At 60.8% G+C, this 26103-nt stretch carries 23 protein-coding genes; 13 read left to right on the top strand and 10 right to left on the bottom strand.

Features of this window, described 5'->3' with window-relative positions; genetic code table 11:
• The first annotated feature begins 10 nt into the window (after positions 1-10).
• Positions 11-889: a 50S ribosomal protein L11 methyltransferase gene (locus AS026_RS25430; protein WP_062372587.1), complete on the top strand. Its 879-nt coding sequence runs from the start codon at positions 11-13 to the stop codon at positions 887-889.
• Between the two features lie 158 nt (positions 890-1047).
• Here the strand turns inward: AS026_RS25430 and AS026_RS42450 are convergent, their stop codons facing one another.
• A complete protein-coding gene (locus AS026_RS42450; protein WP_167354916.1) occupies positions 1048-1221 on the bottom strand; it encodes a hypothetical protein in 174 nt (57 codons plus the stop codon).
• Positions 1222-1501: 280 nt separating this feature from the next.
• Here AS026_RS42450 and AS026_RS25425 point away from each other — a divergent pair, with 280 nt between their 5' ends.
• A complete protein-coding gene (locus AS026_RS25425) occupies positions 1502-3337 on the top strand; it encodes an aminopeptidase P family protein (protein WP_062372583.1) in 1836 nt (611 codons plus the stop codon).
• 30 nt (positions 3338-3367) lie between these two features.
• Here AS026_RS25425 and AS026_RS25420 read toward each other — a convergent pair whose 3' ends face one another.
• Positions 3368-3676: an AzlD domain-containing protein gene (locus AS026_RS25420; protein WP_025659392.1), complete on the bottom strand. Its 309-nt coding sequence runs from the start codon at positions 3674-3676 to the stop codon at positions 3368-3370.
• Between the two features lie 2 nt (positions 3677-3678).
• Positions 3679-4395 (bottom strand): AzlC family ABC transporter permease, encoded by a 717-nt coding sequence (locus AS026_RS25415; RefSeq protein ID WP_018858348.1) that lies wholly within the window; start codon positions 4393-4395, stop codon positions 3679-3681.
• 132 nt (positions 4396-4527) lie between these two features.
• Between AS026_RS25415 and AS026_RS25410 the strand changes: the two genes are divergently transcribed.
• Positions 4528-4776 (top strand): DUF2164 domain-containing protein, encoded by a 249-nt coding sequence (locus tag AS026_RS25410; RefSeq protein ID WP_062372579.1) that lies wholly within the window; start codon positions 4528-4530, stop codon positions 4774-4776.
• Here AS026_RS25410 and pncA read toward each other — a convergent pair whose 3' ends face one another.
• The 3 genes from pncA to AS026_RS25395 all read right to left on the bottom strand — a co-directional run bounded on the left by pncA (position 4777) and on the right by AS026_RS25395 (position 8533).
• A complete protein-coding gene (pncA, locus tag AS026_RS25405) occupies positions 4777-5403 on the bottom strand; it encodes a bifunctional nicotinamidase/pyrazinamidase (RefSeq protein WP_025659394.1) in 627 nt (208 codons plus the stop codon). It abuts the gene before it with no gap.
• A 104-nt stretch (positions 5404-5507) separates the two neighbouring features.
• Positions 5508-6779, bottom strand: coding sequence for a sugar MFS transporter (locus AS026_RS25400; RefSeq protein ID WP_205634491.1), 1272 nt, complete (start codon positions 6777-6779; stop codon positions 5508-5510).
• Between the two features lie 281 nt (positions 6780-7060).
• Positions 7061-8533, bottom strand: a complete 1473-nt coding sequence (locus tag AS026_RS25395; protein WP_025659396.1) for a sensor domain-containing diguanylate cyclase — start codon at positions 8531-8533, stop codon at positions 7061-7063.
• Positions 8534-8735: 202 nt separating this feature from the next.
• Here AS026_RS25395 and AS026_RS25390 point away from each other — a divergent pair, with 202 nt between their 5' ends.
• The 3 genes from AS026_RS25390 (at position 8736) to AS026_RS25380 (ending at position 10278) form a co-directional block, all read left to right on the top strand.
• Complete coding sequence (locus AS026_RS25390; protein WP_245307631.1) at positions 8736-9422, top strand: methyltransferase family protein; 687 nt, start codon at positions 8736-8738, stop codon at positions 9420-9422.
• Positions 9423-9496: 74 nt separating this feature from the next.
• A complete protein-coding gene (locus AS026_RS25385) occupies positions 9497-9898 on the top strand; it encodes a DUF488 domain-containing protein (RefSeq protein WP_025659398.1) in 402 nt (133 codons plus the stop codon).
• Complete coding sequence (locus AS026_RS25380; protein ID WP_025659399.1) at positions 9898-10278, top strand: hypothetical protein; 381 nt, start codon at positions 9898-9900, stop codon at positions 10276-10278. The genes AS026_RS25385 and AS026_RS25380 overlap by 1 nt, the downstream gene beginning before the upstream one ends.
• 332 nt (positions 10279-10610) lie before the next feature.
• Here the strand turns inward: AS026_RS25380 and AS026_RS25375 are convergent, their stop codons facing one another.
• Entirely contained in the window at positions 10611-13091 is a 2481-nt protein-coding gene (locus tag AS026_RS25375; RefSeq protein WP_062372573.1) for an ATP-dependent helicase, read from the bottom strand.
• 409 nt (positions 13092-13500) lie between these two features.
• Here AS026_RS25375 and AS026_RS25370 point away from each other — a divergent pair, with 409 nt between their 5' ends.
• The 4 genes from AS026_RS25370 (at position 13501) to AS026_RS25355 (ending at position 19918) form a co-directional block, all read left to right on the top strand.
• Complete coding sequence (locus AS026_RS25370; RefSeq protein WP_062372570.1) at positions 13501-14667, top strand: efflux RND transporter periplasmic adaptor subunit; 1167 nt, start codon at positions 13501-13503, stop codon at positions 14665-14667.
• Positions 14664-17819 (top strand): efflux RND transporter permease subunit, encoded by a 3156-nt coding sequence (locus tag AS026_RS25365; protein ID WP_062372565.1) that lies wholly within the window; start codon positions 14664-14666, stop codon positions 17817-17819. The genes AS026_RS25370 and AS026_RS25365 overlap by 4 nt, the downstream gene beginning before the upstream one ends.
• A gap of 245 nt (positions 17820-18064) precedes the next feature.
• On the top strand, positions 18065-19060 hold the full coding sequence (locus AS026_RS25360) for a flagellin N-terminal helical domain-containing protein (RefSeq protein WP_062372562.1): 996 nt from the start codon (positions 18065-18067) through the stop codon (positions 19058-19060).
• Between the two features lie 192 nt (positions 19061-19252).
• Positions 19253-19918: a YiaD family glycine zipper/OmpA-like lipoprotein gene (locus AS026_RS25355; protein ID WP_025659404.1), complete on the top strand. Its 666-nt coding sequence runs from the start codon at positions 19253-19255 to the stop codon at positions 19916-19918.
• A gap of 51 nt (positions 19919-19969) precedes the next feature.
• On the opposite strand, the gene AS026_RS25350 is transcribed toward AS026_RS25355, so the two are convergent.
• Positions 19970-20377, bottom strand: coding sequence for a DUF2000 family protein (locus tag AS026_RS25350; protein ID WP_025659405.1), 408 nt, complete (start codon positions 20375-20377; stop codon positions 19970-19972).
• 33 nt (positions 20378-20410) lie between these two features.
• Between AS026_RS25350 and AS026_RS25345 the strand changes: the two genes are divergently transcribed.
• Positions 20411-21298, top strand: a complete 888-nt coding sequence (locus AS026_RS25345; protein ID WP_025659406.1) for an AraC family transcriptional regulator — start codon at positions 20411-20413, stop codon at positions 21296-21298.
• Here the strand turns inward: AS026_RS25345 and AS026_RS25340 are convergent.
• Positions 21258-22352, bottom strand: a complete 1095-nt coding sequence (locus AS026_RS25340) for an AbrB family transcriptional regulator (protein ID WP_205634488.1) — start codon at positions 22350-22352, stop codon at positions 21258-21260. The genes AS026_RS25345 and AS026_RS25340 overlap by 41 nt on opposite strands.
• 162 nt (positions 22353-22514) lie before the next feature.
• Positions 22515-23417: a LysR family transcriptional regulator gene (locus tag AS026_RS25335; RefSeq protein ID WP_025659408.1), complete on the bottom strand. Its 903-nt coding sequence runs from the start codon at positions 23415-23417 to the stop codon at positions 22515-22517.
• A gap of 96 nt (positions 23418-23513) precedes the next feature.
• On the opposite strand from AS026_RS25335, the gene AS026_RS25330 reads away from it, so the two are divergent.
• Positions 23514-24548, top strand: a complete 1035-nt coding sequence (locus AS026_RS25330; protein WP_025659409.1) for an aldo/keto reductase — start codon at positions 23514-23516, stop codon at positions 24546-24548.
• A 106-nt stretch (positions 24549-24654) separates the two neighbouring features.
• The gene (locus tag AS026_RS25325) at positions 24655-26067 is read left to right on the top strand and encodes an FAD-binding oxidoreductase (RefSeq protein ID WP_062372556.1); all 1413 of its coding nucleotides are present in this window, start codon (positions 24655-24657) and stop codon (positions 26065-26067) included.
• Positions 26068-26103: the final 36 nt, after the last annotated feature.

Here is a 26103-nt window from a genome sequence, read left to right as displayed (position 1 = left end):
AAGAGTGATTGTGAGTGAAATACGCCTTTATGTGACGACGACCGAAGTGCGGGCCGGTGAGATTCTGGACCTGCTGTCCGAGGTCTTCGGCGAAGAAGACTTCGCGATCGCGACGACTGAAATCGACGAGAAGAAGGACATTTGGGAAGCCTCCGTCTACATGATGCGTGAAGACGAGGCGCAGGTTCGCGCGCGTGTCGAGGACGCTCTGAAGACGAGCTTTCCCGACGCAAAGGTCGAACGCGAGGTGATCCCTGACGTCGATTGGGTCGCCAGGTCACTCGAGGGGCTGAAGCCGGTTCGGGCAGGGCGGTTCCTCGTCCATGGCTCGCACGACCGCGACAAGGTGCGGCCCGGCGACATTGCGATCGAGATCGATGCGGGCCAGGCGTTCGGTACCGGTCACCACGGCACGACGGCCGGCTGCCTGGAGACGATCGATCGCGTTCTTCGTTCCCGCTCCGTGCGGAATGCGCTCGACCTTGGAACCGGCAGCGGCGTTCTGGCGATTGCCGTGAGGAAGCTGCGTAACATTCCCGTTCTCGCCACCGATATCGACCCGGTCGCAACTCGGGTCGCGGCCGAGAACATCAGAAGCAACGGGATTGCGTCCGGTATCTCGACGGCAACAGCGCCGGGTTTTCACTCGACGGCCTTTTCCACACATGGTCCCTTCGATCTCATTATCGCCAACATCCTCGCGCGACCGCTGATCAAGATGGCGCCGCAGCTCGTCAACCACCTGGCGCCGGGGGGCTCGGTCATCCTCTCCGGCATTCTGGCGGCCCAACGCTGGAAGGTGCTTGCCGCCTATAATGGTGCGCACCTGCGGCATGTCCGCACGATCTGGCGAAACGGTTGGGTGACGATCCATCTCGACCGCCCTTGAGATGAAGGCAAAAGAAAAGGCGGTGCCAATGGCACCGCCTTGAGACCAGTTTCCCGGTCAGTGCCCGCGAGCTCGAAGGAGGAGGAGCGCTCGAGCGGGCTTCTACTGTTCTGATCGCCGATCCCGTGAGGGAGGAGGAGAAGGGAGCGGCGAGTTGCTCAGAACGCGTAGCTGGTTGCGACCTGATGGCGCGTAACCCTTTGGCCGGCGCCGAGCAGCTTGAGGGTGTCCTCATGCAGCGGACGGCGCGAGCCGATGATGTGACGCACAGTCTGGCGCTCGCCAGCCTGCACCGGGCTGCTGTAAGCGAAGCGCGACAGAGGGGCAGTCATATCCAAATTCCTTTTGTTTCGTTTCAGGTTCGTCTCGAACCCGTCTGATGGCGCCTATATAGCGATTTAGAAAAGCTGAGGGAGAGGGTTTCATTCATGGGAGCCATGCAGAGAATGCATAAAGCGTGCCAGTTTGCGAATCGGCGCCTCATTTCCGCCGAATTATTGCGCGGCTCTCACTCAGGTATCGCGTCGCAATTTCTCGTATTCTCCTGAAATTCCGATAACATAGCCGAATCTCTTCGCTGAGGGGATCGTCCAAAAAAACGGGTTATTGAGCATGTTCCAGTCTTTCGAAGTCACCTCGACGCCACAATTCGGCCGCGATCGCGTTTCGGCCTTGCGCGCAAGCTTTGATGCGCTTGGCATCGACGCCTTTCTGGTGCCGCGCGCCGACGAGTTCAACGGCGAATACGTGCCCGCTTGCTCGGAACGCTTGTCGTGGCTGACGGGTTTCACGGGCTCGGCGGGGGTCGCGCTGGTGACGCGTTCGGAGGCGATTGTCTTCGTGGACGGGCGCTACGTGACGCAACTTGCCGAGCAAGTCGACAACGCGGTCTTCACCGGTGGTGACCTTGTGAACGAACCGCCTCATGCCTGGCTTGCAAAGAATGGCTCCAAGGGCTTGCGTCTTGGCATCGATCCCTGGCTGCACTCCGGCGCGGAGGTGCGGCGACTTGAAAAGGCGCTTGCCGAAATTGGCGGTTCGCTCGTTGTCCTGCCTCACAATCCTCTGGACAAGCTCTGGAGCGACCGGCCGCAGGAGCCGTTGGGGCAGGTGACAATCCAGAACATCGTCCAGGCGGGCGTGCTCGCAACCGACAAGATCGCAACGGTCGCGGCCGATCTTGCAAAGAAGAACCTCAAGGCGGCGCTGATCGCGGATCCGTCTTCGGTCGCCTGGATCTTCAATATCCGCGGTGCCGATGTGCCGCACACGCCGCACCCGCTGGCGCGGGCGATCATCTATGCCGACGGCAAGGCGGACGTCTTCCTCGACAAGCGCAAGACCGGTATCGAACCCGAAGCCTATCTCGCTCAGATGTGCATGCAGCTTCCGCCGTCGGAGCTCGAAAAGAAACTGTCGGCTGTCGCAAAGGACGGTGGTCGCGTCCTCGTGGATCCGGACCTCACCTCGTATGCCCTGGCGGAGATCATTCGCAAGGGAGGTGGCGAGGTCGTGGAAGGGAACGATCCCGCAAAGCTTCCGCGAGCGGTGAAGAACAACGTCGAGATTAACGGTTCCGCGGCCGCGCATCTGCAGGATGGCGCAGCGATGGTCGAGTTTCTCTACTGGCTGTCGCAGATCAAGCCCGGGACCGTGACGGAGATCGACGTGGCGGAGAAGCTGGAAGCAGCGCGCGCCCGTGTCGGGCAGAGCATGCAGAACCCGCTGAAGGACATTTCGTTCGATACGATTTCCGGAGCCGGCGAGCACGCGGCGATCATGCACTATCGCGTCACGACGGAAACGAACCGCAAGCTGGAAGCCGGAGAGCTTTTCCTGATCGACTCCGGCGCCCAGTACATCAACGGCACGACGGACATTACCCGCACCGTCGGGATCGGTTCGGTCACCGAGGAGCACAAGCGCTTCTTCACGCTGGTGCTGAAGGGCATGATCCAGATCAGCACCGCGCGTTTTCCGAAAGGCACCCGCGGCTGCGATCTCGATCCGCTGGCCCGCATCGCGCTCTGGCGGGCGGGGGCCGATTTCGCCCATGGCACCGGCCACGGTGTCGGGTCCTACCTTTCGGTGCATGAAGGTCCGCAGCGCATCGCCAGGTTATCAACGCAGGAATTACTGCCGGGGATGATCCTCTCGAACGAGCCCGGCTACTACCGTCCTGGCGCTTTCGGCATCCGCATCGAGAACCTGATCTATGTCCGCGAGGCAGAGGCAATCGATGGCGGCGACACGCCAATGCTCGGATTCGAGACGCTGACCTTCTGCCCGATCGATCGCAGCCTCGTCATTCCAGAACTTCTGAACCATGACGAGTTGCATTGGCTGAACAATTATCATGAGCGCACGCGGGAGGCGCTGATGCCGCTGATCCACGACCACGACGTCAAGGCGTGGCTGGAGAACGCGACCTTGCCGCTGGAATATTGAGCCAGGCGGCCTTGCTCGCCGCCGACGGCGTCACATGCCGATCGTGTGACGCCAGCCCAGAACAAAGAGCCAGGCGACAATCAGCATCCAGGTGTGCGAGGCCCGCAGGCCAACGACGAGTGCGACGAGCAGGGCCAGCTTCGAATCCCAGCCGCCGATGAAGAAGGCCGGCGCGACAAGCGTCGTCAAGACTGCAGCTGGGACCGCAGCAAGTGCCGCCTCCATGCGTGGCGGAATGCGCTTCATCGTGGTGATGAGGATATAGCCGCCGATGCGGGTTGCGTAGGTTGCAACCGCGGCGGCGACGATCACGAGTGCCATATGAAGATCGAAGGCCATCGTCATACCTCGTGCAGGTCGGATTCGAGTTCCTGTTCGTGGGGCGGCGGCGGGAACAGGGCGGCAAGGATGATGCCCGCAGCGGCACCCAGGCTGACGTGCCAAGGCGAGCCCACATAGTGATAGGCGACAACGGAGGCGACCGCACTGACTGCGGCGACCGGCAGAAAGTTGTCGCGATGGCGGAAATCCAGGACGATTCCGAGGAAATAGGCCGGCAGCAGGATGTCGAGACCGATCAACTTCGGGTCGCCGATGTAGTTGCCGAGGAGCCCGCCGAGCAGGCTCACCAGGACCCAGGGGATGTAGATGATGATGCCGAACCCGAGGTACCAGACAAAGGTGACCGGCTTGCCTGCTTCGCCGCGCTTCAGCGTTTCGGCAAACTGCGGATCGACCAGCAGGAAAAAGGTGAAGAATTTCTGGAGCGGCGAGAAGTGCTTGATGTAAGGGGCGATGGCCGCCGAATAGAGGACATGGCGAAAGTTGACGGCCAGGATGGAGGCGACGATCAGCCACGCCTGGACGTTATGGCCAAACAGTTCGAGGCCGACCATCTGGCTCGCGCCGGCATAGACCGTGGCGCTCATGAAGGTCACTTCCGCGAGCGACATGCCGTTATCGACTGCGAGCGCTCCAAACAATGCCCCGAACGGGGCCGAGGCCATCGCAATGGCTGAGCCACCGCGCAAGCCGTCGAAAAAATCAGCGCGACTCATAGGCGATAATCCTTCTGGAATTTTGTCCCCGTCTAAGGACGGGCGGTATCCGCCGCAAGCAAATTTCCTTGATTGACCGATCGATTTCGCTGAACGATGCACACGCGACTGATTGCCTCTCGAGGACCAAAGATGACCGGGATCGAACTATCGAAAGAGGAAAAGGCCGAACTCATTGCGCGGATCCAGCACTATTTCAACAGTGAGTTGGACCAGCCGATCGGCCTCCTGAAAGCGGAGTTTGTTCTCGAGTTTTTCGCGAAGGAAGTTGGCGCCGCTTACTACAAGAAGGGGCTCGAAGATGCGCAAGTCGCGCTTGCCAGACGCATGGATGACTTTTCCGAGGACGTCTATCAGTTGCAGCGGACTGTGACGGAGTGATCAGCCTTCCAAAATTTGTCCGCTGGTGACGATGTCGATGCCGTGCTCGCGCATTTCCTTGACCGCGATCGCAACACCTTCGGGCGTGATCCCACGGCTGGCATCCTCGACAAAGCGAACCCGCACTCCGGGCATCATTTCGGTCGCATCGAGGACGGAGAACTTCACACAATAGTCGGTTGCGAGACCGCAAACGTCGAGTTCCGTGACATCCTGCCCCTCGAGAAAGTCGGCGAGCCCGGTGAGGGCGTCCTGATCGTTGTCGCGGAATGCCGAGTAGCTGTCGACACCGCGATTCTCGCCTTTCTGGAGGATGAGATCGATCTCGCCCGTCTTGAGGTCGGGATGCAGTTCAGCGTCCACCGTTCCTTGAACGCAATGGTCCGGCCACATCATCTGCGGCTTGCCGGAGAGCGTCCCTAATTCGAACGGCTGCTTGCCGGGATGAGATGAGGCAAAGCTTCCATGGCCGGCAGGATGCCAGTCCTGGGAGGCGACGATCAGGTCATACTTGCCGCTCTCGATCAGGCGGTTTGCGATGGGAACCACTTGGTCGCCATCCGGCACCGGCAGGTTGCCGCCCGGGCAAAAGCCATTCTGAATATCGACTAGAAGCAAGGCTTTCATCGGTGCGACTCCCTCGATTTGCACTGCAACATGCCAAGGGCCGAGGGACGGCGCAAGCGCCGAAACGCTTCGCCGCATGGGCGGCGAAGCGGGCCTTGAAATGGTCAGGTCGGCCGGTGCCCCTTCAGCCCATAAAAGGCAATGTAAGCATAGCACAGAACCGGCATCAGGAAGGCGAGATGTATGCCGATCGTGTCGGCAAGGGCGCCTTGCAAAAGCGGCAGCAAGGCGCCGCCGACGATTGCCAGGCAAAGGATTCCAGAGCCTTGGCTCGTGTATTTTCCAAGGCCGTACAGTGCGAGACTGAAGATCGTTGGGAACATGATCGAGTTGAAGAGGCCGATTGCGAGGACCGACCACATGGCGACGTGACCGCCCGAGAAGACGGTGAGTAACAGCAACAGGATGACCGCGGCTGCATTGAAGGCTAAGGCCTTGCCGTCATCGACGTAGCGCATCACGATAGCACCAATGAACCGGCCGATCATCGCGCCGCCCCAGAAGTAGGATACATGATGGGCGGCCTCGGCTTCCGAAAAGCCTGCGATATCCGGCTGGCTCATGAAGTTGACCAGGAAGCTGCCGATGCTGACCTCCGCGCCGACATAGAGGAAGATGCCGACTGCGCCGAGCACGAGATGGCGATACTGCCAGGCCGAGCCGCCGCCGGTGATCGGCTCAATATCTTCCGCACCTTCAACCTGGGGGAGCTTGAGGGCTGCAAAGAGCGCGGCGAGTAACAGGAAGGCGACAGCCAGCAGCATATAGGGGAACTTCACAGCGCTCGCTTCGGCAAGCCTGGCGGCGTCGAGTTGTTCCGGAGTGGCACCCGCGACGGCGGCCGCTGTCGCAGACAGGATCAGGACTGCGCCGAACATCGGGGCAAGTGTCGTGCCGAGGGAGTTGAAGGCCTGTGTCAAGGTCAGGCGGCTTGCGGCAGTGTCGGGTGGACCGAGGACCGTGACATACGGGTTTGCCGCGACCTGAAGCACGGTGATCCCAGTTGCCAGCACGAAGAGGGCGCCGAGGAAGAGTGCATAGACACGGTAGCTTGCGGCCGGAATGAAGAGCGCGCAACCGATGGCGGAAATGATCAGGCCCGTCACGATCCCCCACTTGTAGGTGATGCGCTTGACGAGCGCGCCGGCGGGCAGGGAGACGATGAAGTATGCGCCGAAGAAGCAGAGCTGGATCAGCATCGATTGCGTGTAATTCAGCTGGAAGACGTTCTTCAGGTGCGGAATGAGAATGTCGTTCAGGCAGGTGATGAAACCCCACATGAAAAACAACGATGTCAGGGCCACGAGGGCAAATTGATAGCTCGCTGCCGGGGAAGCCGATGCCGGGCGCGTCGTCGCGGCACTGTTGGTGATGATACCAGCCACAGTCTTGTACCTCTTGTTCTTGTTGCGCCGGAAATTTTCTCTTGAAGCCGTCGAAACGGCGGGCCGGCGGTGGCTCGGCAAGGCGCTTGGGAGGAGGCATGCAGCAAGCCACAAGGCTCATATATCCATTTGAAACCAAATTGGTAGTATTCAAACGATTTTTATTGTGCGTTGCGGCGGGTGGTTCGCCCCTGCGAACATGTGCTGACGCGGGCGGTTCTTGCGCCGGCGTGTCCAGTACCGTGGAGAGATTTCCTGCGCCGGGGAAATGGTCAGGCCGCCGAAGCGGACTTTTCATCCGCCGCGACGCTGCCTTGTCCTTCTGTCTTGCGGCTGGCGTGATAGGCGCGTTTCTGCGCGTACATCGCAATGTCGGCACGCCGCACCATGGCTTCCATCGTTTCCCCCGGCTCGCTTGTCGCGACACCGAGCGATATGCTGAGCGGAGCATTGGAGTAGAACTGATTGTTGATCTTCAGCAGCTCGCCGATGGTCTCGACCATTGCGGCGACAGCCTGCTTGTCGGCGCCGGGCATCAGCACCGCAAACTCGTCGCCGCCGATGCGGGCAGCATGGTTTGGCTGTGTGGCAGCGCCATTCAGGACTTCGCCGAGACGCCGCAGCAGCGCATCGCCGGCATCGTGCCCCAGCTGGTCGTTGGCCTCCTTCAGGCCGTTGAGATCGATGACGACAGCCGAGACCGGCCGCAGCGACTTGCGTTCGAGCCTGTTCAGCTCGTCCACGTAGAAGGCGCGATTGTGAAGCTTGGTCAGGACGTCGTGCTTGCCGAGATATTCGAGGTAAGCTTCGGCCTTCTTGCGCGCTGTGATGTCGGTGAGGGCTACCTGCACAAGTGCCCAGTCGCCTTCGTGGCCGGGAAGGACGGAGAATTGCAGAAGGACGTAGCGCTCGGAGCCGTCGAGGGCGTAGTTGATCACTTCGCGCTGATGAAAGAGCCGGCCGTTCCAAAGCTCGATCAGCTGTTCGCGGAAGTGTTTTTCCATGTCGTCGCGGAAGACATCGCCAATGCGCTGCAGAAGTGTATGCCGGTCGGGTGCGCAGAACAGGTCGAGGGTTGCCTGGTTGACGTCGATCACCCGGATCTCGCTCATGCACTGACGCACGAACTCGGGATGGACATCGGTGAAAACCCTGAAATCGTCGATGCCGCGATCGCGGACATTCTCAAGCAGCAGTTTGATCTGGCTGAAATCCTCGACCCAGAGCGAGACCGGCGAATGCTCGAAGATGCCTTCGGCGTAGCGGCGATTTTCGCGCTCCTTGCGGCGCGCTTCCTCGCGTGCGGTGACATCTTCCGTTGTCAGCATTATCTGCGCAAGCGACTGCTCATGGCCCGGCAGCACCGAACCACGGAGCTGGATATCGAGCCTGCGACCGGACAGTGTATAGTTGACCGCGCTGCTGGCGAATTCGGTCTTGCCATCCCAGAGTTCGGCCAATTCGTTGACGTGGCTTTCGAGCATCTCGTCGCGAAACACCAGGCCGAGATTGGCGACCAGGTGGTCGAGATCGTTAGCCCCGAAGAGTTCGAGTGTCTTGCGGTTGACGCGCAGCACGCGGATGAGCTGTGAGCAGGCGGCGACGCGCGTTGTGTCTTCTCTAAGGTAAGCTCGGATGTCTTCGACGCCCTCAGCGCGCCAGCGATCGAACTGCGCCTTGACCCCGCTGAAATCCTCGATCCACATCGCGATCGGTGACAGGTCGAAGATATCGGAGTCGCTCATGATGAGACTTTCGGTTTGTTGTCGCATGTGTGGAGGCGCAGCGTTGTTCGTCGGCTTTTAATCATGATTCGTAAACCTTCACTTGATGCGCGAAGATCGGTTTCCCGATCCTCGTGCGATTCATGCCATTGACGCGCGCTCAGTCAGGCCAATCTAGAGATAGGAGACCTTGTGCCCGCGACAGTGCGAGTGAGTGATGGTGATGAGCAGCGTTCAGAGTCTCGGGCGACAGGCGACAGTCGCGACGGCCAAATTCTGTCTCGTCATGCTGGTCATGATTTTCCTCGCGGCGGGATCCCTGTCTTACTGGCAAGGCTGGGTGTTTCTCTTGCATTTCTGCGGGTGGTGCGCAGTCCTCACGGCCTATTTCGTCAGGCGCGACCCGGAGTTGGTCCGGAAACGCATGAGTGTCGGGCCGGAGGCGGAACGCGAGCCATCGCAGAAGCGCATACAGTCCTTTAACAGCATCGCAATTCTTGCGCTCTTCGTGGTTTCGGCGCTCGACCACAGGTTCGGTTGGTCAGTCGTTCCGGCCCCGATCTTGCTTCTCGGCAATGCATTGATCGCGGTCGGCTTTATCGGCTGCTTCTTCGTGCTCCGGCAGAATTCGTTTGCCGCGGCGACAGTCGGCGTGACGGCGGGGCAGCGGGTGATTTCGACCGGCCTCTACGGCGTGGTGCGCCATCCGATGTATGCCGCGGCGCTGGCGATGTTTTTTGGCGTGCCCTTGGCGCTGGGTTCCTATTGGAGTCTGCTTGTGTTGCCTCCCGTCATTGGTGGTCTGGTCGCCCGCCTCCTAGATGAGGAGAGGTATTTGGTGGGCAATCTGGTCGGCTATGCCGAGTACCGCAGCGAGGTCCAATGGCGCCTGGTGCCTGGGATCTGGTGACGGATCATTCCTCTGGAGGCTGGTGAGGCGGCGGCCGTTGCGGTAAATATCGCGACAGGTCGATGGAGGGCGTCGTGGCAATCAGGGTCGTGCAATTGGGTTCGCCGCGGGCAGAAGGCGAGGGGGTGCGGATCGGTACCGTCCGCCGGCCGCCACGGGGCGTGCCGAAGGAAGAGTTTTCCAGCCGCAACTACTATGACGTCTGGCTGCCGGTGCTTTCGCCGAGCCAGGCCCTTGTGACGGAAGCGAAGGCCGCGACGACCGACGCCGAGTGGACGGCCTTCGTGCGCAGCTTCACGAAGGAAATGAAAGTGCCGGAGGCGAGCCATGTGCTGGACCTGCTCGCCACGCTTTCGCATGCCAGTCATTTTTCAATCGGCTGTTACTGCGAGAACGAAAACCGCTGCCATCGAAGCGTGTTGCGGCGCCTGCTTGAAGAGCGTGGTGCGACATTTGCCGCGGAAGGCTGTGCCTGATGGCTGCAGAGGATCAGCTGGAGCGAAAGCCAACGACCGAGCCCGGTTCAGAGGAGAAGATCGATGCGACCTTTCGCAACGGGTCACTGACGGCAGCCGGCATCATTCTCGGTTTTTCCCTGAGTTTCATGAGCCGCTGGGCTTCGAATCCGAACGACTGGAGCCGGATCGATATCCTGCCGATGTTGCTGCTGACGGTAGGGATTGCCTTGCAGGTCAAGGTCTTCGCCGATCTGCTGGCCAGGGACTCGCTGATTGCGGCCAAGTACGATCGGGCGAGGCGCCTGTTCCTGATCGGAATCGCGGTCGTCGCCGCCGGGATCGGGCTCGCATTGCTCAACGACATACTGGGGCTGGGATCGATGCCGATCCTGGGATGAGCGGGCGCCACGCCCGCTCCATGAATTCGGACTTCCTCGCTTGTCGGTAGTCGTTCGTGTACCTGCGGGATCAGGTCCCTAGGATGATCTTGCTGCAGGCAAATGCGACGGTCGGACTGCTCAACACGGCAATCATGAGCGAGGCTACGATCAGAGGCAGCGAATAACGTTTCATCTGCGTCCTCCTTCTCTCCCGCGGTCAGTACGCGCGGGAGTTCAGTATGCGGGACGCGGGACGGTAAACGAAGTCACGAAAGGGTGAGGCGAGCCGCGCTGTCGTTTGCTGCAGTAGTCGGCGAGTTATCCGAGGTCAGTTAGTTGACGGTTCCGCTTCAGGAAACCCTCTCCACAAACCCATCCAAGACCCGCTTCTGGCCTGCCCGGTCGAACTCGATCGTCAGCTTGTTGCCCTCGATCTCCACGATGTTGCCGTTGCCGAATTTGAGGTGGAAGACGCGATCGCCGGTCTTGAATTTCGAGGGCTCGGCGGCGGTTGATTTCGCCACGAGTTCGCCATCGATGGTGCGGCTGCGCGGGCCGCTTTCGCCGTAGCCGATGCGTTCGACGGCGTGGCCAGAACGTGTGCCCCAGTTGTCGCGGGTGGCGTCCGTCTTGTTCTGCTGGGCACGCTTCCAGCCGGGCGTCGAATAGGAGTTGGCGAAGGGGTCAGCCTTGTCGAAACGGGACTGGCCGTAGCCACCGCGACCATAGCCGCCGTAGCTCTGCTCGGCTTCCGCCACCTCGACATGCATTTCCGGCAGTTCGTCGAGGAACCGCGAAGGGATGGTCGACTGCCAGAGACCGTGGATGCGCCGGTTGGAGACGAACCAGATGTGGCAGCGGCGCTTGGCGCGGGTGATGCCGACATAGGCAAGGCGGCGTTCTTCCTCGAGGCCGGCGCGGCCGCTTTCGTCCAGTGAACGTTGGTGCGGGAACAGGCCCTCCTCCCAGCCCGGCAGGAAGACGGTATCGAACTCCAGGCCCTTGGCGGAATGCAACGTCATGATCGAGACGGCGTCGAGGTTTTCGTTCTGCTCGGCGTCCATGACAAGCGCGACGTGCTCGAGGAAACCACGCATCGACTCGAAGCTCTCCATCGAGCGAATGAGTTCCTTCAGGTTTTCGAGACGGGTCGGCGCGTCCGCCGACTTGTCGTTCTTCCACATGTCGGTGTAACCCGACTCTTCAAGGATCTGCTCGGCAAGCTCAGTGTGCGGGGTGTTTTCCAGCATTTCCTGCCAGCGGCGGAATGATTGGACGACGTCGAAGAGAGCTTTGCGCGCCTTCGGCTTCAGCTCGTCGGTTTCGATCATGTCGGCGGCTGCGGCCAGCATCGGAATGTCGCGGGCGCGGGCATAATCGTGGAGGGCGCGCACCGTCGTATCGCCAAGACCGCGCTTCGGGGTGTTGATGATGCGCTCGAAGGCGAGGTCGTCGGCAGGCTGGGCGACGAGGCGGAAGTAGGCCATGGCATCGCGGATTTCGAGGCGCTCGTAGAAGCGCGGGCCGCCGATGACTCGGTAGTTGAGGCCGAGCGTCACGAAGCGGTCTTCGAACTCGCGCATCTGGAATGAGGCGCGCACGAGGATCGCCATGTCGTTGAGCAAATGCCGCTTTCCATTGGCGTCGCCGCGTTGAAGTTGCTCGATCTCCTCGCCGATTTCCCTGGCTTCCACCTCTGAATCCCAGGATGCGTGCACCTGGACCTTGATGTCATCGGGGTCGCTGCGGTCGGTGAAAAGCGTCTTGCCGAGGCGGCCTTCATTGTGAGCGATCAGGTGGCCGGCGGCGCCAAGGATATGCGCCGTCGAACGATAGTTGCGCTCCAGCTTGATGACCTTGGCGCCCGGGAAGTCCTTCTCGAAGCGGAGGATGTTGTCCACCTCGGCACCGCGCCAGCCATAGATCGACTGGTCGTCGTCGCCGACGCAGCAGACGTTCTGCGGCTCGCCCTTCGGGCGCTGGGCAAGCAGCCGCAACCACATGTACTGGGCTGTGTTGGTGTCCTGATACTCGTCGACAAGGATGTAGCGGAAGCGGCCGTGATACTCCTTGAGAAGATCCGGATTTTTCCGGAAGATCGCGATCGGGTGCATCAGGAGATCGCCGAAATCGCAGGCGTTCAGCGTCGAGAGCCGTTGCTGATAGGCAAAGTAGAGTTCGCGGCCCTTGCCGTTGGCAAAGGTGCGGGCGTCGCCCTCTGGAATGTCGCCAGGGCCGAGGCCCTTGTTCTTCCAGCCATCGATCATTCCGGCGAACTGCTTGGCAGGCCAGCGCTTGTCATCGAGGCCTTCCGCCTGGATCAGCTGCTTGATCAGCCGGACGACATCATCGGTGTCGAGGATCGTGAAGTCGGAGCGCAGGTTTACGAGTTCGGCATGGCGGCGCAGAAGCTTGACGCCGATCGAGTGAAAGGTGCCGAGCCAGGGCATGCCCTCGACGGCGCCGCCGACGAGCACGGCAATACGTTCCTTCATCTCGCGGGCGGCCTTGTTGGTGAAGGTCACGGCAAGGATCTGCGAGGGGAAAGCGCGTCCAGTGTTCAGGATATGGGCGATGCGCGTCGTCAACACGCGCGTCTTGCCGGTGCCTGCACCGGCGAGCACGAGTACGGGGCCTTCCAGTGTCTCGACGGCTTCGGTCTGCTCCGGGTTCAGGCCGGAAAGATAATCGGGGCGCCTGCCGCCATCGCGAGCTGCCATGGCACGGGCGGCGAGCCCTCCGGCGGCGGGAGCGGCAGGGGCCGGCTGCTTGCGCGGCGGCTCGCCCGGCTCTTCATCGAAGAAGGGGATATCGTCGAAACTATTGCTCATGGCGCGTAATGTAGTGATTCGGGATCGAAAGACCAGAAAAGATGTTCTGCTTTCATTCCGCCCCGCACCCGCTGTCCTCAGCTTATGCAGTGCATTCGAGCAGGCCTGCCCGGGAATTGCCTATGTGCGCTGTAAGGGGCGGACTCGGTCGCGCGCAAGTATCGTCAATGAAACTCAGAAAACAAAATCGTCATTTGACGTTGACGATGAAATTCTACAACACGGCAGGCGGCGGTCGAGAGTTGCCTGACAGTAACTCAGTCTTGAATTACAATTCAGTAATGCTGGAGCAATTCGCTTGCTGGTGATCGGCAAAGAGACAATATTGTCGCAGACGCGCGGCAATTTGTCCTGCGAACGCCTCTTTCGATAGACCCTGGACTAGCCTCGAGTCCCTCTGGAGACGTGAATGCCATTTTGGAAGCAGTTTATAGTTTGCCTTGTCGTGATTGCGGCCGGCTTTGCTGGATGGGTTTTCTTCGTGCCAGGGGCTGGCGAGACGCTACGGAAGGCCGGCTTTTCAGAGGTTTCAAAGTTGGCGCCCGGTGAGGCTGCACCGAAGCCGGTGGGGAGCGAGGAAGGGCAATCGAGACGTCGCAGCGGCGGAGCAAACGCGCCCGTTCTGGTCGCCACGCAGGCCGTCGTTCGTGGTGTCGTCAATGATCGGCTGAGTGCCATCGGCACGGGCGACGCCATCCGCTCCGTGGTGGTGATGCCGCAGGCAAGCGGGACAATTCGCGAGATCCTGATCAAGTCGGGCGACAGGATCACCAAGGGGCAGGTGCTTGCAAAGCTAGACAGCGAAGAGCAGGTCATCGCTCGCGGTCAGGCCGATGTGGCGCTGAAAAGCGCCGTCGAGAAATCCAGCCTCTACCACAACATCAAATCCAGCGTGTCGCGCATGGATGTCTTCGACGCCGAAATCGCCGAGCAAGGCGCACGCCTTCAACTGCAGGCCGCCGAACTCAATCTCGAGCGTCGCAGCATTGTCGCGCCGATCGATGGCATTGTCGGCATCATCCCGGTCAACGTCGGCGACAACGTTTCGACGACGACGCCGGTCGCGACCCTCGACGACCGGACCGAAATCCTGGTCGACTACTGGGTGCCGGAACGCTTCGCCAACACGATCACGGTCGGCCAGCCCGTGGAGGCAACGTCGGTGGCACGGCCAGGTCGGGTATTCTCGGGCGCGGTCGAGGCAATCGACAACCGCATTGACGCCGCCAGCCGGACAATGCGCGTGCGGGCCCGAATCGACAACGCATCGGACGAACTGCGCGCCGGCATGTCGTTCAATGTCGGGATGAGGTTTGGCGGCGACCAGTATCCCGCGGTCGATCCGCTCTCAGTCCAGTGGGATTCGCAAGGCGCGTTCGTCTGGCAGGTCGTCGACCGCAAGTCCGGCAAGGTGCGTGTCAGCATCGTGCAGCGCAATCCCGACTATATTCTCGTCAAGGCCGATCTGGACGATGGCGATGCAATCGTCACCGAAGGGCTGCAGCGTGTCCGTGAAGGCGGCGCGGTACGGGTGGCCGGCGAAGTGGCGTCGAATTCGGAGCCAGTCACGCAATGACCGTGACCGAGATGCAGGAGAAGCCGGCTTCCGGCAAACAGACCTTCACCGCGCTGTTTGTCAGGCGCCCGATCCTTGCGCTTGTCTTCAACGCCCTGATGATCGTTGCCGGCCTTGCAGCCTATGCCGGGATCGAAGTGCGCGAACTGCCCGATGTCGACCGACCCGTGGTGACGGTGCGCACGACTTTCGACGGTGCCTCGCCACAGACTATCGACCAGGAACTGACGAAGGTGATCGAGGGCGCGGCCGCACGCGTCAGCGGCCTCAAATCCATTTCGTCCAGTTCTCAGTTCGGCCAGAGCCGGGTGACGCTCGAATTCTCTGACTCCGTCGATCTCGCGGTAGCGGCAAACGACGTGCGAGATGCCATCGGCCGTATCGCCGACCGCCTTCCCGAAGAGGCGGATGCGCCGCAGATCGTCAAGGCGGATTCCGATTCTCAGCCGATCATGCGTCTTGCCGTTACGTCGTCGAAACTGAACATGGACGATCTGACGCTTCTCGTCGAGAACCAGGTCATCGACCGGCTTGCCTCGGTCGATGGCGTTGCCGATGTCGAAACCTACGGCGACCAGGAGAAGGTCTTCCGCGTCGACGTGAACCAGAGCGAACTGGCCAGTCGCGGGCTGACCGTTGGCGATCTGACGAAGGCGCTTTCCAGCGCTGCTCTCGACGTGCCGGCCGGATCGCTAAAGAGCCCGACGCAGACGATCGTTGTCCGCGCGATGGCAAGTTTGCAGACGCCGGAGGATTTCTCCAACGTCATCCTGCAGAACCACGTGCGTCTCGGCGATGTGGCAAATGTTACCCTCGGACCGCGCGACGGGCAGACGGCGCTGCGCTCGAACGGCGTTCCCGGCATCGGCCTCGGCGTCATCCGCCAGGCACAATCGAATACGCTGAACATCTCCAACGGCATCAAGGACGCCGTGGCCGAGCTTTCAAGAACGCTTCCCGAAGGCACGCGGATCGCCATCACCAGCGATGACGCCGTCTTCATCCAGGGCGCGATCCATGAAGTGGTGCTGGCGCTCATCCTGGCCGCGGTCATCGTCACCGGCGTCATCTATCTCTTTCTGCGGGACTGGCGTGCGACGATCATCCCTGCCGTCAGCATGCCGGTTGCGCTGATCGGAACCCTGGCAGCGGTCTATCTCGTCGGCTTCTCGATCAACATCCTGACGCTGCTAGCGATCGTGTTGGCGACCGGCCTTGTCGTTGACGACGCGATCGTCGTTCTCGAAAACATCGTTCGCCGCCGTTCGGAAGGCATGGGACCTCGAGCGGCTGCCGTGCTCGGCACGCGCGAAGTGTTCTTTGCTGTCATCGCCACGACCGCGACGCTTGCAGCGGTCTTTATTCCGCTTTCCTTCCTGCCGGGGCAGGTGGGTGGTCTGTTCCGCGAATTCGGCTTCGTGCTGGCTTTCTCGGTTGGCCTCTCATCCATCGTTGCCCTGACGCTATGTCCGATGTTGGCTTCACGGATACTGACGAAGGAGATGCTTGAGGACCATGGCCTTCTTGGCCGTTTCGGAACGTGGTTCGCCGACGCCTACCGATGGTCGCTGCACGCCTGCCTGAATGCACCGCTTGTGGTCATCGTCGCTTCGTTGCTTTTTGCCGGTGCCGCTGTTCTTGCTTTCCAGACGGTTCGAAGCGAGCTGACGCCGAACGAAGACCGCGCGATGGTGATGATGCGCCTGACCACGCCGCAGGGGTCAAGTCTCGAATACACGCGCGACAAGATGCAACGGGTGGAGGAATATCTCCAGCCGCTTGTCAATAGCGGCGATATCAGCAATGTCTTTTCGATCTCGGGACAGGGCGGACAGGTCAACAGCGGCTTCATGGTGCTGACGCTGGCGCCGTGGGGTGAACGCCATCGCACACAGGCGGAGATCGTGGCCGATATCAACCGGGCCGCCGCAAGGGTTCCGGCGCTGCGCGGCAATGCGATCCAATCGAACAGCCTGCGCATCCGCGGCGCCGGCAACGGACTGCAGATGGCCTTGGTCGGCAACGATCACGAGGCTCTGACGACTGCGGCTGCTCAACTGGTGCAGGCCCTCGACGCCACGGGCCATTACGATACGCCGCGACTGACCAACGAACCGACCCAGGCCCAGGTGTCGGTGACGATCGACCGCGAGCGTGCCTCCGATCTCGGGATCGACATCACCGGCCTTTCAACGGCTATGCAGTCGCTCCTGGAAGGGCGATCGGTCGTTGACGTTTTCGTCAAGGGCGAAGCCTATCCGGTGCTGCTCACGTCGAACACCCGACCGCTCGACGATCCGACGGATCTAGAGAACGTCTTCCTGAAGACGGGCGATGGCAAGATCGTGCCGATGTCTGTAATCGCGTCACTGACGGAGAGCTCGGTCGCGCCGCAATTGAACCGCGAACAGCAGCTTGCGTCGGTAGCGATCACGGCCGGCCTGAAGAATGGTCTTTCGCTCGGAGATGCCGTCAAGGAAGTAACCGAGATCTCCAAATCGATCCTGCCTGCCGGTGCGCGTCTCGTGCCACTTGCCGAGGCGGCGACGCTGGAGGAGAACTCAAGCGGCATGGCACTGACCTTTGGCTTTGCAATCGTCATCATCTTCCTGGTTCTGGCCGCGCAGTTCGAGAGTGTGCTGTCGTCGGTTATCATCATGTCGACGGTTCCGCTCGGGCTGGCATGCGCCGTCTTCGCGCTGATCATTACCGGGTCGAGCCTCAATATCTACAGCCAGATCGGCCTTGTTCTGCTTGTGGGCGTGATGGCGAAGAACGGTATTCTGATCGTTGAATTTGCCAACCAACTCCGCGATCGCGGCGAGGAGGTGCGCACGGCCATTGAGAAGGCGTGCGCGCTACGCCTGCGCCCCGTGATGATGACCATGATAGCGACGATCCTCGGCGGCGTTCCGCTGGTCTTCGCCCATGGCGCTGGCGCGGAAGCGCGCGTTGCGCTTGGCTGGGTTATCGTTGGAGGGCTTGGCTTTGCGACACTGGTGACGCTCTACATTACGCCGGTCGCTTACCTGCTGATTGCCCGCTTCGCGAAGCCGCATGCTCACGAAGAGGAGCGGCTCCACGAAGAAATGGCGCACGCATCGCGTCCGCGCCCTGCCGCCAAGGCAGGTCGGCTGGAGGCGGCAGAATGAACCGCGCCTTCAGCGGGTAAGGTCCTGCGAGTTATGGCTTATAAAAAGTTGTAGGATTGGATGAATTTCTTCTAAATTTTAGACGTTTTTTAAGTGTGAGCGGTAATCATTCCGACAGAAGCCGAAAGGTCCTCCAGCGTTTTCTGAGGGCCGCCCTGGTGCCTCGTTCAGGCGCTCCCGGACAATGATCGTTCGCGGTACGGTTTGTTTGTATCAGTGTATTGTTGTGTTCGGAGTACAGTACCTTGAGCATTTATCGGCGCACCTCGGTGGATGCCGCGCTGTATGTATTGCGCGACATCGGTCGCGACATGACCAAAACCCAGAGGCAGGTGTCAACCGGCCTCAGAGTCGAAAGAGCGTCGGACAACGGCGCCTATTGGGCGATTAGTTCGACCCTGAAAACTGATCAGAAAGCTCAATCGGCCATTCGTGACGCTCTCGGCCTGGCCGCTGCGACGATGGGCACGGCCTATAACGCCGTCGACAGCGCAATTGATCTCGTCAGCGAGATCAAGGCAAAGCTGGTCGCAGCGACCGAGTCTGGTGTCGACAAGGACAAGATCAACACCGATATCGCCCACTTGAAAGATCAGCTCCGGTCGGTCGCGCAGTCGGCGGAGTTCAACGGCGACAACTGGGTTGCGATCGACGATTCGGCCGATCCCTCCAAGCCGAGGGAGATCCCGTCGTCGTTCATCCGCTATTCCGACGGAACGGTGAAGGTCGATATGCTGAGCTATGAGGTCGATCTCGCGCCCGTTGGGGCAACCACCTCGAAGGATGCTCGCTACCTGATTGACAACCGTACCACCGGTTCCGGTGAATATGGCGCTCTTACATCCCAGTATTTCGCGACCGAGGCCGGTGCCTCGCAGAACTATGTGATGCTCAAAGGCGCTGGTAACACGGCTGGGCAGGTTGAAATCGGTGTTTCGAGCAGCACGACGCAGGCGCAGGTGAAGGAGATGATCACCGTCGTCGATACGATGCTGAACCAGATGACGACGGTTGGCTCGGCCTTCGGTGCGCTTGAAAAGCGCATCAGCATCCAGAGCGACTTCGCGCAGTCGCTGGACGACTCCTATTCCCGCGGCATCAGCCGTCTGATCGACGCCGATATGGAAGAGCAGTCGAGCCTGCTGCGTGCCTTACAAACCCAAGAGCAGCTTGGCTTGCAGTCGCTGAACATCGCCAACGCCAGCTACGACACGGTTCGCCAACTCTTCCAGAACCTCTAACCGGTCGTCTTGAAGTAGAACTGTCGCTTAGATTCCGACGGGCGACTTAGCGGCCTGGCCGTTGTTGTTGCTTGCCGTCCGCAGTAGTTGTGCTTTTTGCCCAATTTCGAGCATCTGCAGCGTCTGCTTCATCTTGTTGCCGCAATCCTTAATACTGGTCGCATTAACACCGAATTGGAGATTCGCCCGTCCATGATCAAGAAATTCATACTTCTGACTGTTGCCGCAACTTACCTTAGTGCTTGCACCACGACCGACCCCTATACGGGCGAGCAGAAGATGTCGAATACATCGGGCGGCGCGCTGCTGGGTGCCGGCGTTGGCGCGCTTGCCGGTTTGGCGGTCGGCGGCTCGCCGGTCGGACGTCGCAATGCCGCGCTGATCGGCGCCGGCGTCGGTGCGCTCGCAGGCGGTGCGATCGGCAACTACATGGACCAGCAGGAATCGGAACTGCGCGCCCAGCTCCAGGGAACGGGCATTTCGGTGACCCGCCGCGGCGACAACATCATCCTCAACATGCCGTCCAACATCACGTTCGATGTTGACCAGGACGCTGTGAAGTCTGGCTTCTATCCAACGCTGAATTCTGTCGCGATCGTCCTGCGTAAGTTTAACCGCACGCTGATCGACGTCAACGGCCACACCGACTCGACCGGCAGCTTGCAGCACAACCAGGATCTGTCACAGCGCCGCGCCATGTCGGTTGCCGATTATCTCGGCACGCAGGGCATCGACCCGCGCCGCGTTTCCGCTGTCGGCTTCGGTCCGTCGCAGCCGATCGCTTCCAACGCTACGGAAGCTGGACGTTCTCAGAACCGCCGCGTCGAAATCCAGATTGCGCCTGTCACGCAGAGCTGATCCAGACTTCAGTCAAGAGAAACGGCCGGGCCAGCGCCCCGGCCGTTTTCGTTATTGATGCATCGTCGCGCCCTTGGTGATCTTGTCGACGATCTTCTTTTCGGCCCGGATGGCTATGCCGACGACCTTGGCATCGTCGGGTGCGTATTCGGCAAAGACGGCCCTGTTGGCGGCGTCGTGGCCGGTTGCAAACATCTCCTCGATGAACAGCGACGAGGTTATGCCGCGCTCGAGCGAGCGGCGGTGGATTGTCGACATCGTTTCGTCCTCTGCCGACAGTACAATGATCGGCTGGATGGAAAGCGGATTGTAGAGATTGCCGGCGCGGTCTTTGTAGGCCTCGCCGATCATCTCGGGGTGCTGGCCGGCAATGCCACTCATCAGGAAAGCCGTGACGTTCAGCTTCTGCCAGGATGCAAGATTGTTTCGCAGGACGATCGCAATTTTGGTATCAAACATTCCAGTCTCTTTCATGCAGGTTCGAAAGTCACGTTGGACCAGGATGTAACCAGTCACGCCTTCGAGGGTCTTGAACGTTTGTGCACGGAGCGCGGCGCAGACGGGATCGTGATTGCGCCGGCTTTTCCGGGAATCGAGCGGATGGAAGCGCAGTTTTCCGGCAAGGCCTTCGAGCCGCATCGCCACGATACCTATGCTCTCGGCGTCACGATGAAAGGCGTGCAGACCTTTTCTTATCGCGGCCAGCGGCGCTTCAGCATGCCCGGGCAGGTGCTCGTGCTCCATCCGGACGAGGAGCATGATGGTGGAGCAGGCACCGATGATGGGCTGCAATATCGCATGCTTTATCTTGAGCCGGCGCTACTGCTCCAATGCCTTGGAGCGGAAAAGATCGGGCTGCCCTTCGTTGACGACCCTGTCATCGGAGATCCGGTTTTGGCGGGTACGCTGCTAGCTGCACTCAGTGAGCTGGATCGCGAGCTCGACGAGTTGTTCGTCGACGACTTTGTTTCGCGTGTTGCCGGCGGACTTGCAAAGCATGCAAAGACGCCGCGGCGGCCGCTCGGCAACGTTGCGTGGCAGCGTGCTAGATTGGCGCGCGATTATCTCGAAGCACATGCGACGGAAGCGGTGCGATCCGGTGAGTTGGAGACGGTCACCGGTCTTGACCGCTTCTCCCTTTCGCGGCACTTCCGGGCCGCCTTCGCCACAAGCCCGCATCGCTATCTGCTCATGCGGCGGCTGCAGCAGGCGCGCGCCATGATCGGGGTGGGTGACGGGCTTTCGGATGTGGCCGCGGCGACGGGCTTTGCAGACCAAAGCCATCTGACACGTCATTTCAAAAAGGCCTATGGCATGACGCCCGGCCAATGGGCGAGCCTTAGACGGGCTTCTCCGCAAGGCCGGAGCGGCGCGCGATAAAGCGTGCCAGCATTGGGCCAGTAAACAGGATCACTAGGAAGCGGCCGGTTTGCATCGCCATCACGAAGGGCACGTCGACGTCGGTTGACGCCGCAATGATCGCCACAGAATCAGCCCCGCCGGGACTGGTCGCCAGATAGGCCGTCAGCGGATCGACGCCGGCGAATTTGTGCAAGGCAAGGGCCATACAGCCGCAGATCGACATTAGCAGCAGGATAGAGGCCGCGACGCGGGGCAGGGCACGCGCGGCGTGCATGACGATGCGGCGTGTGAAACGCAGTCCGATGTTCCAGCCGATCAGGGCATAACTGATCGCCAGCAGCCAGAGCGGAAGTTCGATCTTGAACAACCCGAATCCTTGAAGCAGCGCGCCGAGAACCAACGGCACGGTGATTGTGCCGCCCTGAATGCGAAAGCGCACCGCAATGTAGGCGGACAGGCAGGTGAGGGCGACAGTGGCGGCCAGCGCCTGCCAGTCGACCGACGGGAAGAGGATGAAGGGCGGCGGTTCGCCACCATCGGCGGCAACCCAGAGGCGCGAGACAACCGAGGCCGCCACCGCGACGAAGACCACCCGCAGATATTGCATGAAGGCGACGAGACGGGCATCGGCGCCATAAGCTTCGGACATGATGACCATCGCGGACGCCGCGCCTGGCGAGGAACCCCAAACCGCGGTCGTTCCCGGCAAGACCTGCCAGCGCGTCAGCAGCCAGCCAAGGCCGGCCGCGGCAACGATGACGGAGAAGATCATCGCGAGAAAAAGTGGCGCGTCGGTCGCCATGGTCTTGAGGATATCGACAGTGATGGCGCGCGCCATCAGAAAACCGACGAGCGCCTGCCCGAAGAGGAGTGGCCAGCGCGGCACCTGAAGCGATCCCTGGCCGATGGAAAGGGCAAGGATGATTGCCGCCACCATCGGGCCGATAAGGAGCGAGGCTGGCAGCCCGAGCATTTCAAGCCCGACCACAAGCAGGGTCGAGATACTGAGCAGGAGAATCCATCGCGGCAGGCTGGCGTATCGAAAGAAGCGGCTGGCGTCGTACAACGGCATGATTCCCATGCATGTCTTGCCAATGCTGGAGACGCGATCAGGCGAAGCAGGAGAGCAGCACTGGCTGGCAAAAGAAGCCGGCCGGAGGGCCGGAGGATATGCGCCGATATAGGCGCCTGCCGGGGAAGCGGTCAATTGCGAAATCCTGTCGGTTTCGCGAGGTCAGAGGCTGACACGCTCCGCCAGGAAGTCGAGCAGGGCCCGCACGCGAGCCGGCAACGGACCGCCCTGGCCAATGTAGACGGCGTAGAACTCCTCGATGTCGCCGGGGTTGAGATCCTCGAGAACCGGAACCAGTCGCCCGGTCTCGATATCGGCGCGAACGGTGAAGGTGGCGAGGCGGACCAGGCCTGCACCTGACAGCGCCATATATCGCATCGCTTCGCCGTCGCCCACCTGGACGCCTGGCGTAATTGGTAGCGCAATGGTCTCGCCGCCATCGAATAACGGCCAGCCCTGAACGCTGCGCGCGTATGAGAAGCCGATACGGCGATGGTGCTTCAGGTCGGTAATGGTTTTCGGCTCGCTTTCGCGCTTCAAGTAGTCTGGCGACGCCACGATGACGTTGCGGGTGAAGCCAAGCTTGCGGGCAATGAGGCTAGAGCTCTTCAACGGTCCGGCGCGGATCGCCACATCGGCGCGATCCTCGACAAGATCGACAATGGCGTCGGTATGAGAGATGTCGAGGGTGACGGCGGGATTGAGCGCCAGAAAATCCGAAACGAGCGGTGCAAGGATATGATGGCCGAAGGAAGCGCTCGTGTTGATGCGGATGGGACCCACGGCCTGCTCGCCGGTGGAGGCGTAGCGTTCAGCCTCCGCGATGTCCGCAAGGATCGAAACGCTACGCTCATAAAAGGCGGATCCCTCCGGCGTCAGATGCAGCTTGCGGGTCGAACGGTTGACGAGGCGAGCGCCGAGGCGTGCCTCAAGGCGCGCCACAAGCTTGCTGACGGCAGATGGTGTCATGCGGCAGGCACGCGCTGCGGCCGTGAAACCGCCGAGTTCGACGGCACGCACGAAGACTTCCATTTCGCCGGAGCGATTGATGTCTTGTCGACTCATGATGAATTCAATTCATGGATAGTTTTCTTCCCGGCAATCTATATCACGATAGATTCAGTGTCTATCTCTTCTGAAGTCCACAACAGGAGACCGACCATGGAATACAGAAATCTCGGCGCATCGGGCCTCAGGGTGCCGGTTTTGAGCTTCGGTGCGGGAACATTCGGAGGCTCGGGTCCGCTCTTCGGTGCCTGGGGCAACACGGACGCCGCCGAAGCTCGACGCTTGATCGACATTTCGCTGGAAGCGGGCGTCAATCTCTTCGACACCGCAGATGTCTATTCGGGCGGCGCCTCCGAGGAAGTCCTTGGCCAGGCTATCGCCGGCCGGCGCGGCGCCGTGCTGATCTCAACCAAGATCGCGCTACCGATGGGCGACGGACCTGGTGATTGGGGAACGTCGCGCTCGCGCCTGATACGTTCCACTGACGAGGCGTTGAAACGCCTAGGGACCGACTATATCGACCTGTTGCAGCTCCATGCGTTCGATGCTTCGACGCCGATCGAAGAGGTACTCGCAACACTGGACGGGCTGATCGCGGCAGGGAAAATCCGCTATGTCGGCGTCTCCAATTTCGCGGGATGGCAGCTGATGAACTCGCTCGGCATTGCTGGGCGGCATGGCTACCCGCGCTATGTTGCGCATCAGGTCTACTACTCCCTTGCCGGCCGCGATTACGAATGGGAACTGATGCCGCTCGCTGCCGACCAGGGCGTCGGTGCGTTGGTCTGGAGTCCGCTTGCCTGGGGCCGTCTCACCGGCAAGGTCCGCCGTGGCCAACCATGGCCAGAAGGCAGTCGGCTGCATCAGACGGCTGAATTCGGGCCGCCGGTCGATGATGAGAAGCTCTATGATATCGTAGATGCGCTGCTGGAGATTTCCGAAGAAACGGGCAAGACCGTCCCGCAGATCGCGCTCAATTGGCTGATCGGTCGCCCCACTGTTTCCAGCGTCATTATCGGCGCGCGCAACGAGGAGCAACTGCGGCAGAATCTCGGTGCCGTCGGCTGGTCATTGGCCAAGGAGCAGGTGGAAAAGCTCGACAAAGCGAGCAGTGTAACCGCGCCCTATCCCTACTTCCCATACCGCAGGCAGGAAGCGTTTGCGCGGCTAAACCCGCCGGTGGTCTAAGGGTGCTCGATCGGGGACAGTTCCCCTTAATCATGCACTAGACACGCGCCGTCTCTTGTCTCATACCAACCTGCCTCCGGGTGTGAAGATGAAGGAGATCAAAGAGATGGCGCTCAAAGATGCAAAATCCGGAACACGGCACGAAACAGGCATCACCGCCGCTCTTGCTGTTCTGAAACAGAGCTTTGGTGAGCGCTTCCAGACCGGCGAGGCCTTCCGCGCACAGCACGCGCATACCACCACTTACATCCCGGCGCAGCTGCCTGACGGTGTGCTTTTTGCCGAGAATGCCGACGACGTGAAGGCGGCAGTCAAAGTCTGCGCGGAACACAAGGTGCCGGTTATCGGCTTCGGCACCGGCTCCTCGCTTGAAGGGCAGGTCAATGCGCCGAATGGCGGTATATCGATCGATTTCAGCCGAATGAACCGGGTTCTTGAAGTTAATGCTGAGGACCTCGATTGTACCGTCGAGCCCGGGGTAACGCGGGAGGAGCTCAATACCTATCTCCGTGACACCGGTCTATTCTTCCCGATCGATCCTGGAGCAAACGCTTCGATCGGTGGCATGACTTCGACGCGGGCCTCCGGAACGAATGCCGTGCGTTACGGCACGATGAAGGACAACGTGCTTGCCGTGACCGCGGTTACTGCGAACGGAGAAGAAATCCGTACCGCACGACGCGCCCGCAAGTCGTCAGCCGGCTACGATATGACCCGGTTGTTTGTCGGCGCGGAAGGCACGCTTGGCATACTAACGTCGGTGACGCTGAGGCTGCAGGGCATCCCGCAGAAGATCGGCGGTGGCGTCTGCGCCTTTCCGACTGTTCGGGCCGCCTGCGATGCCGTCATCATGACCATCCAGATGGGCATTCCGGTCGCCCGCATCGAACTTCTCGATGCGCTGCAAATTCGTGCCTGCAATGCCTATTCCAAGCTGAACTACGAGGAAACGCCGACGCTCTTCCTCGAATTTCATGGCACAGATGAAACCGTTGCCCTGCAATCGGAACAGTTTGCCGAGATTGCCTCCGAATGTGGAGGCGGCGCGTTCTCATGGACAGTCAACGCCGAGGAGCGCAGCAGGCTCTGGAAGGCAAGGCACGATGCCTACTGGGCATCGCGCGCGCTGGCGCCGGAATTGGCCGCGCTCTCGACGGATGTCTGCGTGCCTATTTCCCGTCTTGCCGATTGTATCGGCGAGACGCAGATCGATATAGAGGAACATGGCCTGCTGGCGATGATCGTCGGGCATGCAGGCGATGGAAACTTCCATGTGCTCCTGTTGTTCGACGACAAGACCGAGGAGGGCATTGCTGCTGCCGAGGCCTTTGTCGGCAGGCTCAACGCTCGCGCTCTGGCGATGGACGGCACCTGCACTGGCGAGCACGGCATCGGCCAGGGCAAGATGGCATTCCTGGAAGAGGAGCTCGGCGGCACGGTTGAACTGATGCGGCAGGTCAAGAAGGCGCTCGATCCGGATGATATCTTCAATCCTGGCAAGATATTCCACCGCACCTGAAGTGGGATTCCGTCGAGCCTGTGGGCCGGCAGGGTT

Origin of the sequence: Rhizobium altiplani (genome assembly GCF_001542405.1) — a bacterium.
GTDB classification, from domain to species: Bacteria; Pseudomonadota; Alphaproteobacteria; order Rhizobiales; family Rhizobiaceae; genus Rhizobium; species Rhizobium altiplani.
This window is presented reverse-complemented; position numbering and strand designations above follow the sequence as displayed.